The organism is Pseudomonas sp. R9.37 (genome assembly GCF_963878885.1).
GTDB lineage: Bacteria > Pseudomonadota > Gammaproteobacteria > Pseudomonadales > Pseudomonadaceae > Aquipseudomonas.
The window spans coordinates 64,159-78,804 of record NZ_CAWNZA010000050.1 but is presented as its reverse complement, the minus strand read 5'-3'; the positions used below and the strand labels follow the sequence as shown (position 1 = coordinate 78,804).

Sequence of the window (14,646 nt, the reverse complement as noted above, 5' to 3'; positions counted from 1 at the left end):
CGACAGTTTTAATTGCCGTGATAGACAGGTAATCGCCCTTCAGCCTCTGCCTTGCGCCCCTCCTGGAAGTCGTTTGACTTATACAGCGTTGCGCGTTGCGCATCCAATTCCGACAGAGCGCCGGCCTGCACCGGGTCGATGACGCGATGCGCAGAGGCCAGCGATGCCTTGATCCCTAAGGGGCCATTGGCGGCGATCCTGTTTGCCAACTCGATCGCTTTGTCGAGGGCTGACTGTGGGTCAGGGATCTCCTGCACCGTGCCCATGCGATAGGCTTCACGGGCGGTCCAATGATCGCCCGTCAGAATGTAGCGCATGGCATTGGCCCAGCCGGCTTCGCGCACGAATCGTACTGTCGATCCACCGCCCGGGAACCGACCATGGGTGTTTTCATCCTGTCCGAAGTCAGTGTTGTTCGCCGCAACCCGTATGTCGCCGACAAGAAACAGCTCATGCGCAATGTTCCAAGTGTCGCCGTGAACCGCCACGATCAGAGGCTTGGTGAGATAGGGCATTTTCTTGCCGAGCGGGTCGATCAGCCCCGCACCGAGCGTAAGTCCGCCCGAGCTGGCAACCGCCTTGAAGCCCTCAACGTCAAGGCCCTGCGAGAAATTGTCGCCGTGCCCGAACAACACAGCGGCACGCAGTGAAGGATCATGGTCGTAGTCGTAATACGCCTTGGCGAGGGCCAGGTACGCTTGCGGATCAAGCCTGTTCTGGATATCGGGTCGGTTGATACCAATCAATACAATCTTGCCACGTCGCTCGACGGTAATTTTGTGAGCGGCACTGGTCGGAATATCGACCAGGGTGACGTCGTCGGGGCGTGTTTTGACGTCGTCGCCAGATTGCGCACTTACAACGCCGGCGAACAAGGACAATGCTGAGAACATGATGATCTTGCGCAATACTCTTTGCATCGATACATCCTTTGGCGAAGTTGGCTGTGCGAATGGGTTTGCCGCGCCAATCAGATAACGCGGCCGTCCCCACTCGGTACTCAAGTTTTCAGTTCAGTACTGCGAGACACCGCCATCGACATCAAGCTCGATGCCGGTAACGTAGGCACTGTCATCAGAGGCGAGAAATACAGCCGCCTTGCCCAAGTCTTCCGGGCTTCCCAAGCGGGACAGCGGGATGCTGCCAACAAGGCCGGCACGCGCAGCCTCGGGAATCAGCGACTGCAGTCCTGGGGTAAGCGTATGGCCGGGGCTCAATACGTTGATGCGGATGCCCAGTTCCTTGGTGTCCAGTATGAAACCGCGCGCCAGGTTGCGGACGGCCGCCTTGGTCGATGAATAGACGGACATACTGGGGATGCCGATGGAAGCGGCGATTGAACCGGTGAATATTACCGATGCACCTGTTCCCAGAAGCGGCAGCGCTTTCTGCAGGCCGAACAGCAGGCCCTTGACGTTCGCATTGTAGGTCTTGTCGAAATGCTCCTCGGTAATCTCGCCGAGCTTCATGAACTCATAGAAACCCGCGTTCAACGCCAGTACATCAATGCGCCCGGCTTTTTCCTTGATGCGCGCGTACAGCGCGTCCAGGTCGGCAAGCTTGCCCGCATCGCCTTGAATGCCCACCGCACCGTGGCCAATCTCAGCGACCGCGCGGTCGAGCTCAGGTTGACGCCGGCCCGTGATGAACACGCGAGCGCCTTCATTGGCAAACGCCTTGGCGATACCGAGGCCGATTCCGGCGCTGGCACCCGTGACAACCGCGACCTTGCCTTCAAGTTTTTTGCTCATGTGGCGTACCTTCAATCTGGCTTGCATTGCGCCGCCCGCCCATGTGGGAACGACCCGGCGAGGCGCCAAGCTGGCGCCACAGCGGGAAGATTGAAGGAGGCAATGAACCCCCTGTAGACGGCAACCGGGACTAACATTTATGCCGGAATGGAATGCTGGTTACTGGTATAGATCGGCCCGCTTGCCCCCTTCGCTGCAACGCGCAGATTGTCCAGCCAGCTCAACTGCCCTTATCCTCAACGCTCCCCGCCCAACCCGGAGCCGCCATGGACCTTGCCACGCTCGCCCTCTTCCTCCCCGCCTGCTTCGCCCTGAACATGGCGCCAGGCCCGAATAACTTGCTGTCGGTCAGCAACGCCACCTGCTACGGCTATCGCACGTCTTGCCTCGCCGGTGTTGGCCGCTTGCTGGCCTTCGCCGGCATGATCGCCCTCGCCTCGGCAGGCCTGGCGGTGGTGCTGCAAACCTCGGAGTTGTTGTTTTACGCGATCAAGATTCTGGGCGCGGCGTATCTGTTTTATCTGGCGTTTCAGTTGTGGCGGGCTAATCCGCAGGCAGAGGCTGAATCGGCGACGGCCAAGGTGGGTTTGTGGGCGTTGGCGCGTCAGGAGTTTCTGGTGGCAGCGGGCAACCCGAAGGCTATCTTGATCTTCACGGCCTTCCTGCCGCAGTTCGTGGTGCCAGGCCAGCCGATCACGCCACAATTTGCGCTGCTGGGCGCGATGTTCCTGGTGCTGGAATGGATCGCCATCAGCGCCTATGCCTACATGGGCCTGCACATGCGTCGCTGGTTTGCCGAGCCACGCGGTAAACGGATTTTCAATCGATGCTGCGCGGGGTTGTTGTCGGCAGCGGCGACGGTGCTGTTGATGGCGCGTCGCGCTTGAGGTCGCTGCGAAACAGCGAGTGATGCCATCGCTCGCAAGCGCCGCTACACTGCCCACCTGCACCTCACGAATGGATTCGACATTGCGCCGCTTTGCCCTACCCCTCGCTTTACTGTGCTTTGGCCTGCTGGCCTATTGCTTAGTCGCCTTGGCGATCAGTCTGTGGCGCAGCCCCCACAGCCCCACACTGTTGATGGGCGCCTTCTACGACGAAGGCATCATCGTCGATAAAAACCCGGTCAAGGCCGCAGAGTGGTATTTGCGCGCGGCGGAAAAAGGCGAGACCTTCGCACAGTTCAAAACCGGCTTTTTTTACTTTTTCGGGCGCGGTGTAGCCGTTGATCACCGCAAGGGCCTGGAGTGGATCACGCTATCAGCCGAGAAAGGCAACTCTGAAGCCCAGTTTTTTTTGGGGGATGCAAACTATGGCGGCGTGGAAATGCCGCGCGATAGCGCTCAAGCCGCGGTGTGGTATCGCAAGGCTGCGCAGCAAGGTCATGCCCGCGCCCAGCAACGGCTTGCCGACGCCTATTTCAGAGGCATTGGCGTTGAGCAAAGCGACCGCAAGGCATTCTACTGGGCGCGCAAAGCCAGTGCGCGAGGCGATGCTGAGGGCCAAACGCTGTTGGCGACCTTTTATTTCACGGGCGTAGGCACGCCGAAAAACCCTCAGCAAGGCATCCAGCTGCTGACCCAGGCCGCCCAGTCAGGCAATAGCGAGGCGTACGAATGGCTTGGGATGGCCAACCTGAATGGCATCGGCACCCCCAAAGACGTACCCGCCGCCATTGGGTGGTATACCCGCGCTGGCGACGCGGGCCGGGCCAAAGCGCAGTACATGCTTGGCTATCTGTACAGCAGCAGCGGTGCAGTGCCGGCAGACTATCCAACGGCGAACCGATGGCTGCTCAAGGCCGCGACACAAGGGTACGCTTACGCAACAGCGACCCTCGCCGAGCATGTGGATACGGGAAAGGGCTTTGAACCTAACAAGCTCAGGGCATGCGGTCTCGTGCGCGTGGCGCTGAATCAAAAGCTGTCCGAGTACGAGGACGATTTACGCGGCCAGCTTGAGCATGAGGAAAAAGCCTTGTCCGCAGAACAACTGGCCGACGTCGCGGCGCTGGAAGCCCTCTATTCAACCCCGCAAGGGCTTGGGCAATTGCGGGGTGATATAACCAGCGCGCCGTAGACTCACACAAGGGCAAAGTCGATGAGTGCTTTTTTCAAAAAGGAGAACACGCCATGACCCGCAACCAGCTCGCCGACCTTTACCGAGGGTATATCGACTGCCTCAACCGCCAGGGCTGGGAGCGCCTCGGCGATTTCGTGCACCCGCAGGTGACCTACAACGCCACCCCCGTCGGCCTTGCCGGCTACCGCGCGATGCTGGAGCGGGACTTTCGCGAGATCCCCGACCTGGTGTTCCGCATCCAACTGCTGGTCGCGGACCCGCCCACCGTCGCCAGCCGGTTGAACTTCCACGTCACGCCCACAGGTGAATTTTTCGGCTTGCCGATCAACGGCAAGACGGTGACCTTCGATGAGAACGTATTCTACGAATTCGTCGACGGGAAGATCGCGCACGTCTGGTCCGTGATCGATAAGGCGGCGATCAAACAACAGCTTTAATGGATGGAGCCGCTTGTGGAGAACCCGCTTTTCACCTTTACCACTCAACCCTACCCGCCGCGCCAACGCTTTGAAGTGTGGCGTGAAGAAGTGAATGCGATCTTCGATATCACCATCAGCGAGCCTGAATCCGCCGCCTTCAATTACCGCCTGGCCACCGGTTACCTGGGTTCGTTATTGATGGGCTGCGGTGCCTGGGACGGTGCCGGCGAGCCGGTGCCGTATCGGGTCAAGCGTTCCACACACATGATTCGCCGTGACAGCCTCGACCACTACTACCTCTGCCTCGGCCTGTCTCACACGATTAATGGCACGGCAGGCCGCACAACACTGGCGGCGGGTAACTCGCAGATCTACATCCTGGACCTGGCCCGTGAACTCGATTGCCTGATCACGGCTGGCGATACCGTGATCCTCACCATTCCTCGCGACTTGCTGGCGCAAAGCCTCGGCTACAAAGACGTGCATGGCCAAGTGCTGCAGGGCGGCTTGAGCGAGCTGCTCGCAGACCATATGCGCGCGTTGCAACAGCGCCTGCCGCGCCTGACACCCGAGGAAATCCCGCACGCCCAACAGGCGACGCTGGCCATGATATCGGCAGCCCTGGCGCCGACAGTGGCCAACCTGCAAACCGCCGAGCAAGCGATCGACCACACCCTGCTCAACCGCGCCCGTCGCTTGATTGAACAGCACCTGCGCAGCCCGGAATTGTCCCCGGCTTTCCTGTGCAAACACCTGGGTATTTCGCGGGCGCAACTGTATCGAGTGTTCAGCCAGGAGTCCGGCGTGGCGGCGTATATCCAGCAGCGCCGGTTGAACCGCGCGCGGGTGATTATCCAGAGTGATTCCGGCGCGCGGCAGCGGGTGTCGGGGCTGGCCTTCCAGTTCGGGTTCAAGAGTGATGCGCACTTCAGCCGCACCTTCAAGCAAGCCTTTGGCTATTCGCCGCGCGAGGCCCGGGAGTTGAGCGCCGCGGCCCAGGCACCGGAACGCGTGAGCCGCCACACCGGGTTCTCGTTACGCAACATCCTGGGGCAGATGAAGGCGGTCTGAGACACCCAGGCAAGTCATTGAGACGCGGGGACAGGAAGATTTTCTCCGCGTGTTTTTCACCGTTTTATCATTGGCCGACGTTCTAAAGCCCTGACTAAACGGAGAAAATCATGGCCCGTCGTACTGTTATCGCAACGCTTGCCACCGCCCTCTTGCTGACGGGTTGCGCCAATGGCGTCAACGGCCTCAGCAGCTTGAACAACCTGTCATTGCCGGGTATCCAGGGCAAAGCCGGGCCGGATATTTCGCTGTTCGACACCACGTATGTCAGGACGCACATCATTTCTGGCAAGACCACCTCCCAACAGCTCAAAGCCCTGTATGGCGAACCGCAGGATCAGTCGATTTCATCCGACGGCACCGAAACCTGGAACTACGCGCCCTCCACCACCCAGAACGCATCCATGCGCCACTTGCTCGGGCTGGTCTCCAACCGTATCCCCGGCAATACCTACGACAACGCCCTCGACACCCGGCGCACAGCCATCGACAACCTTGCACCGCAGCAACAGAGCCGCCGCCTGAACATCCACCTCAACAATGGCGTGGTCAGGGACTACAGCATTCTGTAACAGCACCGCCCGGCAGTTCTGCCGGGCTCGCTTCAGCCCTCATCTAAACTCCACGCACCCTTGATACGTGGAGCCCTGAAATGACCCACAAAAATACCCTGTGCCTCTGGTACAACGGCACCGCCCTGGAAGCCGCGACCTTCTATGCCTCCCTCTTTCCGGACAGCGCCGTCAAGGCCGTGCATCACGCCCCAGGCGACTACCCGGCAGGCAAGCAAGGCGACGTGTTGACCGTCGAGTTCACCGTCCTGGCCATTCCATGCCTGGGGCTGAATGGCGGCCCGGCATTCCCACACACAGAGGCGTTCTCCTTCCAGGTGGCGACGGACGATCAAGCCGAAACCGACCGTTATTGGCACGCAATCATCGATAACGGTGGCCAGGCCAGCGCATGCGGCTGGTGCAAGGACAAGTGGGGGCTGTCGTGGCAGATATCTCCGCGCGTGTTGACCGACGCAGTGACCCACCCCGACCCGGTGATCGCCAAGCGCGCCTTTGACGCGATGATGACCATGACCAAAATCGATGTGGCCGCCATTGAGGCTGCAGTGGCCGGGCGCTGACTCGTGTAGCAAACGGGCTTATTGTGGCGAGCGGGCTTGCCCCGCGTTGGAGTGCGAAGCGCTCCCAATTCAAACGCCCCGGTATAACTGACAGATCCCATCAGCAGGTTCTGGGCCTGCTGCGCCGCCCAACGCGGGGCAAGCCCGCTCGCCACACCGGCCCACGTTCTGGCATCCTGCCCCCCCAAAGTCGTCGAATGCGAGCTGCAAGCCCATGAACCACGGCGTCAAACTTGACCCTCGCACGATCCCAGTGCCGCAATCAATCAGCCCTCAAGCCCAGGCCACACTGCAACGCCTGGTCGGGGCTGACGGTGTGCCCCTCAACGCGCTGCACGCGATGCCCGCGCCCGAGGACCATGACGGCTGGCGCCGTCTGCAGGCTGCCGTGGCTCAGAACTACGCCAGCGCCAACGCGGCGCAAGCGGCGTCGCTGCGGGCCAGCCTGCACACCCTCAGGGTTGAAAACGCCAGCGTGCATGTCGCCACACCAGCGTCTGCCACGCCTTTTGCCTACATCGACCTGCACGGCGGCGCGCTGGTGTTCGGCGGCGGCGAAAACTGCCGCCTCGCGGCCGGCAGGCAAGCCGATCTGCACGACGTGATCTGCTATGGCGTGGACTACCGCATGCCACCCGGCCATCCCTACCCCGCAGCGCTGGATGACTGCCTGGCTGTCTATCGGCACGTTCTCAAGCATCACGCGCCGCAACAGATCGTGATCGGTGGCCGCTCAGCGGGCGGCAACCTTGCGGCGGCCCTGGTGTTGCGTGCGCGTGACGAAGGTTTGCCATTGCCCGCTGCGCTGGTGTTGCTGTCGCCGGAAGTCGACCTCACCGAATCCGGCGACAGCTTCCAGGTCAACCGCACCGTCGACGTGGTGCTGCCCAACCCGTTGATGAACGTCAATCTGTTGTATGCCAACGGTGCGGACTTGTCTCACCCGTACCTGTCACCGCTGTTTGGCGATTTCACCCAGGGTTTCCCACCAACTTTTCTGCAAAGCGGCACCCGTGATCTGTTTCTGTCCAACACCGTGCGCCTGCACCGCGCCTTGCGCCAGGCGCGGGTAACGGCGCAGCTGCATGTGTTTGAAGCCATGCCGCACGGCGGTTTCATGGGCGCGCCGGAAGACGCGGAGCTGGCCAACGAGGTCGCAGAATTTGTCCGTGAGCAGTTAAAGCGGGGTTGACACATTCCGTCACATCCGCTGAAGATGGAGGCCTTATTTAGGGTGTGTCAGCGCATGTCTGCATCGTCTTTCGTTAACCTTTGTGCCATTGGCTTGATTGCCAAGGCGCAAGGTTGCGTGGCGCACGCCCTCAAATCGAAGAAACAGTCGCTCATGTGACCGGGGCGCGCTGTCCCGTCAGATGAGCTGACAGGACATTGAGCGCGACGGACCTCCCTCCCTTTGCACAATCCCCCTCTGCCCTTCTGACGGTGACTCCAGCGGTCAACCATCAGGAGAAAGTGCATGTCATCGTTTCAAGGTATCTGGGTTCCCGTGGTCACGCCGTTTCACGACGGCGCCATCGACTTCATCGGCCTGCGCCGGCTGGTCAGCCACCTGCTGGAAAAGCACGTCGCCGGCATCATGGTCTGCACCACCACCGGAGAAGCGGCGTCACTGAGCCGCGAGGAACAACTGGCCGTGCTGGATGCGGTGCTGCAACTCATGCCGGCGCAGCGCGTGGTGATGGGCCTGGCAGGCAACAACCAGCGTGAACTACTGCAGTTCCAGAGCGAAATCCTCAAACGCGCGGTGGCCGGCTTGCTGGTGCCGGCGCCCAGCTATATCCGCCCCTCCCAGGCCGGCCTCGAAGCGTTTTTCCGCACGGTGGCCGACGCCTCCAGTGTGCCGGTCATTCTCTATGACATTCCCTACCGTACCGGCGTGACCTTCGAACAGGCCACTTTGCTGAACATCGTCAAGCACACACGAATCGTCGCGATCAAAGACTGCGGCGGCAACCTGGCGACTACCTTGGCGCTGCTCGCCAGCGGCGACGTGGAGGTGTTGTGTGGCGAGGATCTTCAAATCTTCAACGCGCTGTGCCTGGGCGCCAGTGGTGCGATTGCAGCCTCGGCCCATGTGCACACCGAAGACTTTGTGGCGCTGTACCAGCAGGTACGCGACAACCAGATCAGCGAGGCCAGGGCGACTTTTTTCAGGTTGATGCCCCTGATCAACACCCTGTTCATGGAGCCCAACCCCGCGCCGGTAAAGGCGGCGCTGGCGATGCAAGGCTTGATCGCCAGTGAGCTGCGCGCGCCGATGCAAACAGCCAGCACTGGCGTTATAGAGCGGTTGCAGCAGGTTTCGATGCGCGGCGTTTAAGCGTCAACACGCGCTCATGCGCCAAAAAAAGACATCCAACGGACCGCCCGGTTGCGACCGGCGCGATCCCGGCCTATGTTCCAAGCCATGCTTTGCATTTTTGCTGTCCCTCCCCCTACGCCTCTTCCGTACCAGGTGACGACATGCCCACGCTTTCCCGCCCCGCCGTACTCGAATTGATCGGCAACACGCCGCTGGTCAAGGTCAGCCGATTTGATACCGGCCTGTGCACGCTGTTCCTCAAGCTTGAATGCCAAAACCCCGGTGGTTCCATCAAAGACCGCATCGGCCTGGCCATGATTGACGCCGCCGAACGCGACGGCCGCCTGCGCCCCGGCGGCACCATCATCGAAGCCACCGCCGGCAACACCGGCCTGGGGCTTGCGCTGGTCGGCCGGGCCAAGGGCTACCGCGTGGTGCTGGTGGTACCCGACAAGATGTCCACCGAAAAAGTCCTGCACTTGAAGGCCATGGGTGCCGAGGTGCATATCACCCGCTCCGACGTCGGCAAGGGCCATCCCGAGTATTACCAGGACGTGGCTGCGCGCCTGGCCAAGGACATTCCCGGTTCATTTTTTGCCGACCAGTTCAACAACCCGGCCAACCCGCTGGCTCACGAAACCAGCACCGCGCCGGAAATCTGGGCGCAAACCCAGCACGACGTGGATGCGATCGTGGTGGGCGTCGGCTCGGCCGGCACCCTCACCGGCCTGACGCGTTTCTTCAAACGCGTACAGCCGGAATTGGCCATGGTGCTGGCGGATCCGGTGGGTTCGGTGATGGCTGAATACAGCCGCAGCGGCAGGATGGAAGCGCCGGGGTCATGGGCCGTGGAAGGCATCGGCGAAGACTTCATCCCCTCGATCGCCGACCTCTCCAGCGTGCGCCACGCCTATTCCATCAGCGATGAAGAAAGCTTCGACCACGCCCGCCAACTGCTCAAGGCCGAAGGCATTCTCGGCGGCTCGTCAACCGGCACCCTGCTCGCTGCTGCGCTGCGTTATTGCCGCGAGCAGACCGAACCCAAACGCGTGGTCACCTTCGTCTGCGACACTGGCACGCGGTACCTGTCCAAGGTCTACAACGACCAATGGATGAACGACGCGGGCCTGCTCCAGTACAAACACTACGGCGACCTGCGCGACCTGATCGCCCGCCGCTTCGAAGACGGCCGCGTGATCAGCGTGAGCCCCGACGATACCCTGCTCACGGCCTTCCAGCGCATGCGCCTGGCCGATGTCTCGCAACTGCCGGTGCTGGTCGAAGGCCGCGAGCTGGTTGGCGTGATCGACGAGTCCGACATCCTGCTGGGGTTGCACCATGACGCCGCCGACTTTTCCATGATCGTTGCCAGCGCCATGACCGACACCTTGCAAACCCTGGCCCCGAGTGCCAGCCTGGCCGAACTGCAGGCGGAACTTGATCGCGGCCTGGTTGCCATCATTGCTGACGCTTCAGGTTTTTATGGCCTGATCACCCGCGTCGACCTGCTTAATCACCTACGGAGATCCCTTGCATGAGTCATCCCGATAAAAGCGCCTTTGCCACCCGCGTGATCCACGCCGGGCAATCACCCGACCCGACCACGGGAGCGCTGATGCCGCCGATCTATGCCAACTCCACGTATCTGCAAGACAGCCCCGGCGTGCACAAGGGCTTTGATTATGGTCGTTCCCACAATCCCACGCGCTTTGCCCTGGAACGCTGCGTGGCCGACCTTGAAGGCGGCAGCCAGGCGTTTGCCTTTGCCTCCGGGCTGGCGGCGATTTCCACCGTGCTGGAACTGCTCGATGCCGGCGCGCACATCGTCTCCGGCAACGACCTGTACGGCGGCACCTTCCGCCTGTTCGACAAGGTGCGCCAGCGCAGCGCCGGGCACCGGTTCAGCTTTGTCGACTTGAGCGACTTGCAGGCGTTCGAGGCGTCGTTGCAGGACGACACTCGCATGGTCTGGGTCGAGACCCCGAGCAATCCGCTGCTCAGCCTCACTGACCTGAGTGCAATCGCGCGAATCTGCCGCGACCGCGGCATCATCTGCGTAGCCGACAACACCTTTGCCAGCCCATGGATCCAGCGCCCGCTGGAGCTGGGGTTCGACATCGTGGTGCACTCCACCACCAAATACCTCAACGGCCACTCCGACGTGATCGGCGGCATCGCCATTGTCGGCCACAACCCAGAGCTCGCCGAACGCCTGGGCTTCCTGCAGAACTCAGTCGGCGCGATTGCCGGCCCGTTCGATGCATTCCTGACGCTGCGCGGCGTGAAAACCCTGGCTTTGCGCATGGAGCGCCATTGCAGCAATGCCCTGGAGTTGGCCACCTGGCTGGAAAAACAGCCGCAAGTCTCACGGGTTTATTACCCAGGCCTGACCTCGCATCCCCAGCACGAACTGGCACGCAAGCAGATGCGTGGGTTTGGCGGGATGATTTCGGTGGATTTGAACAGTGACCTGGCCGGCGCCACACGCTTTCTGGAAAACGTGAAGATCTTTGCCTTGGCCGAGAGCCTGGGCGGTGTCGAAAGCCTGATCGAACACCCGGCGATCATGACCCACGCCAGCATCCCGGCAGCAACGCGGGCGCAACTGGGCATTGGCGACGGTTTGGTGCGTTTGTCGGTGGGTGTTGAAGACGTCGAGGACCTGCGGGCCGACCTGGCGCAGGCATTGGCCCTGATCTAACCCAATCGCCCAAACAATTAAGCCTTACCTGTGGGAGCGGGCAAGCCCGCTCCCACAGGGGTTTAGCGTCGGGCTGAAATGATGTTGATTGTTCCCACACTCAAAGGTGGGAGCTGGCTTGCCTGCGAAAGCATCAGCTCGGTACACCTGAAACACCTAGGTGTCTGCATCGCGGGCAAGCCCGCTCCCACAGGGGTTTAGCGTCGGGGCTGAAATGATGTTGATTGTTCCGACACTCAAAGGTGGGAGCTGGCTTGCCTGCGAAAGCATCAGCTCGGTACACCTGAAACACCGAAGTGTCTGCATCGCGGGCAAGCCCGCTCCCACAGGGGTTTAGCGTCGGGCTCAGATGATGTTGATTGCCCCACAATCAAAGGTGGGAGCTGGCTTGCCTGCGAAAGCATCACCTCGGTACACCTGAAACACCGAGGTATCTGCATCGCGGGCAAGCCCGCTCCCACAGGGGTTTAGCGTCGGGCTGAAATGATGTTGATTGCCCCCCACACTCAAAGGTGGGAGCTGGCTTGCCTGCGAAAGCATCAGCTCGGTACACCTGAACACCGAAGTGTCTGCATCGCGGGCAAGCCCGCTCCCACAGGGGTTTAGCGCCGGGCTGGATGATGTTGATTGCCCCCACACTCAAAGGTGGGGGCTGGCTTGCCTGCGAAAGCATCAGCTCGGTACACCTGAAACACCTAGGTGTCTGCATCGCGGGCAAGCCCGCTCCCACAGGGGTTTAGCGTCGGGCTGAAATGATGTTAATTGTCCCCGCACTCAAAGGTGGGAGCCGGCTTGCCTGCGAAAGCATCAGCTCGGTACACCTGAAACACCGACGTGTCTGCATCGCGGGTAAGCCCGCCCCTACAAGGGTTTACGCGTCAGGCTGAGGTGATATTCGCACGCGCCGCGTGCAGCTTTTTGTAGCTGTCGATCAAGCGCAAATGCCGATCCAGCCCTTCCAGCTTCATGCTGGTCGGCGTCAAGCCATAGAAACGCAGCGTGCCGTTGACCGAGCCGATCACCGCGTCCATGCGCTCATTGCCGAACATGCGGCGGAAGTTGGCCTCGTAATCCGCGAGTTCCAGGTCCTCGTCCAGGTGCATCTCCAACACCGCGTTCACCGCCTGATAGAACAGGCCGCGATCAGCAGTGTTGTCGTTGTACTGCAGGAACATCTCCACGCACTCTTTCGCCTCCTCATATTGCTGCAAGGCGAGGTAGATCAGCAGCTTCAACTCCAGAATGGTCAGTTGGCCCCACGCGGTGTTGTCGTCGAACTCGATGCCGATCAAGGTGGTGATGTCGGTGTAATCGTCCAGCTCGCTTTCCACCAGACGCTCAGCCAGCGCTTTGAGCTCGTCATCGCTGAGGCTGTGCAGGTTGAGGATGTCGGCCCGGAAAAACAGCGCCTTGTTGGTGTTGTCCCAGATCAGGTCATCCACCGGGTAAATTTCCGAGTAGTCCGGTACCAGGATGCGGCAGGCGGTTGCGCCTAGGTGTTCGTACACCGCCATGTAGGACTCTTTGCCCATGCCTTCGAGAATGCCGAACAAGGTCGCGGCTTCCTGGACGTTGGAGTCTTCGCCCTGACCGGAGAAATCCCACTCAACGAACTCGTAGTCTGACTGGGCACTGAAGAAGCGCCACGAGACCACGCCGCTGGAGTCGATAAAATGCTCGACGAAGTTGTTCGGTTCGGTCACCGCGTGGCCTTCAAAGGTCGGCTGCGGCAGGTCGTTCAAGCCTTCGAAGCTGCGGCCCTGAAGCAATTCGGTGAGGCTGCGTTCCAGCGCCACTTCCAGGCTTGGGTGGGCGCCGAACGAGGCGAATACGCCGCCGGTGCGTGGGTTCATCAAGGTCACGCACATCACCGGGAATTCACCGCCCAGGGACGCGTCCTTGACCAGCACCGGGAAGCCCTGGGCTTCCAGGCCTTGAATACCGGCAAGAATTCCCGGGTATTTGGCGAGCACTTCAGCCGGTACGTCCGGCAGGGCGAATTCGCCTTCGATGATTTCGCGCTTGACCGCGCGCTCGAAAATCTCCGACAGGCACTGCACCTGGGCTTCGGCCAGGGTATTGCCCGCGCTCATGCCGTTGCTGAGGTAGAGGTTTTCGATCAGGTTGGACGGGAAGTACACCACCTCGCCATCGGACTGGCGCACGAACGGCAGCGAAACAATGCCGCGTTCTTCATTGCCCGAGTTGGTGTCATACAGGTGCGAGCCGCGCAGTTCGCCATCGCGGTTGTAGATTTTCAGGCAGTAGGCGTCGAGGATTTCAGGCGGCAGCTCGTCTTTGCTGCCCGGCTGGAACCAGCGCTCATCCGGGTAATGCACGAACGGCGCGTTGGCCAGTTCCTCACCCCAGAACTGGTCGTTGTAGAAGAAGTTGCAGTTGAGCCGCTCGATGAACTCGCCCAACGCCGACGCCAGTGCGCCCTCTTTGGTCGCGCCCTTGCCGTTGGTGAAGCACATCGGCGAGTGAGCATCGCGGATATGCAGCGACCAGACGTTGGGCACGATATTGCGCCACGAGGCGATTTCAATCTTCATGCCCAGCCCCGCGAGGATGCCGGACATGTTGGCGATGGTCTGCTCCAGCGGCAGGTCCTTGCCAGCGATGTAGGTGCCCGTTTCAGAAGCAGCATTAGGCATCAGCAACGCCTGGGCATCGGCGTCGAGGTTGTCCACCTCCTCAATTACAAACTGGGGCCCCGCCTGCACGACTTTCTTGACGGTGCAACGGTCGATGGAGCGCAAAATGCCCTGGCGGTCCTTGTCGGAGATATCCGCCGGCAACTCGACCTGGATCTTGAAGATCTGGTTGTAGCGGTTTTCCGGGTCAACGATGTTGTTTTGCGACAGACGAATATTTTCGGTGGGGATATTGCGCGTTTCGCAGTACAGCTTCACAAAGTACGCCGCACACAACGCCGACGAAGCCAGGAAGTAATCGAACGGACCCGGGGCCGAACCATCGCCTTTATAGCGAATGGGTTGGTCGGCAATCACCGTGAAGTCATCGAACTTGGCTTCAAGCCGAAGGTTGTCGAGAAAGTTGACCTTAATTTCCATGCGGGCACACCAGAACGAGCTAAACAAATTGGCCGCCATTATGAAGATTTTCGCCGGGAAGTCTCAGGGTTTTCCGAATTGGCTGCC

The 14,646-nt window shown here is 60.8% G+C and carries 13 protein-coding genes; 10 read left to right on the top strand and 3 right to left on the bottom strand.

Translation table 11 applies throughout. The features are described 5' to 3' along the window. Positions 1 to 8: 8 nt before the first annotated feature. Both AACU78_RS29055 and AACU78_RS29050 read right to left on the bottom strand, forming a co-directional pair. Positions 9 to 920, bottom strand: coding sequence for an enoyl-CoA hydratase-related protein (locus tag AACU78_RS29055; RefSeq protein ID WP_106579045.1), 912 nt, complete (start codon positions 918 to 920; stop codon positions 9 to 11). Positions 921 to 1,013: 93 nt separating this feature from the next. After that, entirely contained in the window at positions 1,014 to 1,751 is a 738-nt protein-coding gene (locus AACU78_RS29050; RefSeq protein WP_106579044.1) for an SDR family NAD(P)-dependent oxidoreductase, read from the bottom strand. 266 nt (positions 1,752 to 2,017) lie between these two features. On the opposite strand from AACU78_RS29050, the gene AACU78_RS29045 reads away from it, so the two are divergent. From AACU78_RS29045 to AACU78_RS29000, 10 genes are all read left to right on the top strand, one after another. Then, positions 2,018 to 2,638: a LysE family translocator gene (locus tag AACU78_RS29045; protein ID WP_106579043.1), complete on the top strand. Its 621-nt coding sequence runs from the start codon at positions 2,018 to 2,020 to the stop codon at positions 2,636 to 2,638. A 70-nt stretch (positions 2,639 to 2,708) separates the two neighbouring features. Continuing rightward, entirely contained in the window at positions 2,709 to 3,830 is a 1,122-nt protein-coding gene (locus AACU78_RS29040) for an SEL1-like repeat protein (protein ID WP_106579042.1), read from the top strand. 53 nt (positions 3,831 to 3,883) lie between these two features. Next, positions 3,884 to 4,270: an ester cyclase gene (locus AACU78_RS29035; RefSeq protein WP_106579041.1), complete on the top strand. Its 387-nt coding sequence runs from the start codon at positions 3,884 to 3,886 to the stop codon at positions 4,268 to 4,270. 15 nt (positions 4,271 to 4,285) lie between these two features. Continuing rightward, positions 4,286 to 5,323 carry a helix-turn-helix domain-containing protein gene (locus AACU78_RS29030; RefSeq protein WP_237266733.1) on the top strand — a complete coding sequence of 346 codons (1,038 nt, stop codon included), beginning with the start codon at positions 4,286 to 4,288 and terminating at the stop codon, positions 5,321 to 5,323. A gap of 110 nt (positions 5,324 to 5,433) precedes the next feature. Beyond that, complete coding sequence (locus tag AACU78_RS29025) at positions 5,434 to 5,895, top strand: hypothetical protein (RefSeq protein ID WP_106579039.1); 462 nt, start codon at positions 5,434 to 5,436, stop codon at positions 5,893 to 5,895. An 80-nt stretch (positions 5,896 to 5,975) separates the two neighbouring features. Beyond that, positions 5,976 to 6,458 (top strand): VOC family protein, encoded by a 483-nt coding sequence (locus AACU78_RS29020; protein ID WP_106579038.1) that lies wholly within the window; start codon positions 5,976 to 5,978, stop codon positions 6,456 to 6,458. Positions 6,459 to 6,672: 214 nt separating this feature from the next. Next, a complete protein-coding gene (locus tag AACU78_RS29015) occupies positions 6,673 to 7,650 on the top strand; it encodes an alpha/beta hydrolase (protein ID WP_106579037.1) in 978 nt (325 codons plus the stop codon). A gap of 285 nt (positions 7,651 to 7,935) precedes the next feature. Continuing rightward, positions 7,936 to 8,799 (top strand): 4-hydroxy-tetrahydrodipicolinate synthase, encoded by an 864-nt coding sequence (gene dapA / locus AACU78_RS29010; RefSeq protein WP_106579036.1) that lies wholly within the window; start codon positions 7,936 to 7,938, stop codon positions 8,797 to 8,799. A 143-nt stretch (positions 8,800 to 8,942) separates the two neighbouring features. After that, a complete protein-coding gene (locus tag AACU78_RS29005; protein ID WP_106579035.1) occupies positions 8,943 to 10,319 on the top strand; it encodes a pyridoxal-phosphate dependent enzyme in 1,377 nt (458 codons plus the stop codon). Then, complete coding sequence (locus AACU78_RS29000) at positions 10,316 to 11,482, top strand: cystathionine gamma-synthase (RefSeq protein ID WP_106579034.1); 1,167 nt, start codon at positions 10,316 to 10,318, stop codon at positions 11,480 to 11,482. Before AACU78_RS29005 ends, AACU78_RS29000 begins: the two co-directional genes overlap by 4 nt. Before the next feature lie 878 nt (positions 11,483 to 12,360). Here the strand turns inward: AACU78_RS29000 and AACU78_RS28995 are convergent. Beyond that, the gene (locus AACU78_RS28995; RefSeq protein ID WP_106579033.1) at positions 12,361 to 14,559 is read right to left on the bottom strand and encodes an OsmC domain/YcaO domain-containing protein; all 2,199 of its coding nucleotides are present in this window, start codon (positions 14,557 to 14,559) and stop codon (positions 12,361 to 12,363) included. Positions 14,560 to 14,646 lie beyond the last annotated feature (87 nt).

Excerpts from the sequence above, each read along its gene's own strand:
- AACU78_RS29015 (WP_106579037.1), top strand. The coding sequence starts at position 6,673 with ATGAACCACGGCGTCAAACTTGACCCTCGCACGATCCCAGTGCCGCAA.
- AACU78_RS29005 (WP_106579035.1), top strand. The coding sequence starts at position 8,943 with ATGCCCACGCTTTCCCGCCCCGCCGTACTCGAATTGATCGGCAACACG.
- AACU78_RS29040 (WP_106579042.1), top strand. The coding sequence starts at position 2,709 with ATGGATTCGACATTGCGCCGCTTTGCCCTACCCCTCGCTTTACTGTGC.
- AACU78_RS29020 (WP_106579038.1), top strand. The coding sequence starts at position 5,976 with ATGACCCACAAAAATACCCTGTGCCTCTGGTACAACGGCACCGCCCTG.
- AACU78_RS29050 (WP_106579044.1), bottom strand. The coding sequence starts at position 1,751 with ATGAGCAAAAAACTTGAAGGCAAGGTCGCGGTTGTCACGGGTGCCAGC.
- AACU78_RS29045 (WP_106579043.1), top strand. The coding sequence starts at position 2,018 with ATGGACCTTGCCACGCTCGCCCTCTTCCTCCCCGCCTGCTTCGCCCTG.
- AACU78_RS29025 (WP_106579039.1), top strand. The coding sequence starts at position 5,434 with ATGGCCCGTCGTACTGTTATCGCAACGCTTGCCACCGCCCTCTTGCTG.
- dapA (WP_106579036.1), top strand. The coding sequence starts at position 7,936 with ATGTCATCGTTTCAAGGTATCTGGGTTCCCGTGGTCACGCCGTTTCAC.
- AACU78_RS29055 (WP_106579045.1), bottom strand. The coding sequence starts at position 920 with ATGCAAAGAGTATTGCGCAAGATCATCATGTTCTCAGCATTGTCCTTG.
- AACU78_RS28995 (WP_106579033.1), bottom strand. The coding sequence starts at position 14,559 with ATGGAAATTAAGGTCAACTTTCTCGACAACCTTCGGCTTGAAGCCAAG.
- AACU78_RS29000 (WP_106579034.1), top strand. The coding sequence starts at position 10,316 with ATGAGTCATCCCGATAAAAGCGCCTTTGCCACCCGCGTGATCCACGCC.
- AACU78_RS29035 (WP_106579041.1), top strand. The coding sequence starts at position 3,884 with ATGACCCGCAACCAGCTCGCCGACCTTTACCGAGGGTATATCGACTGC.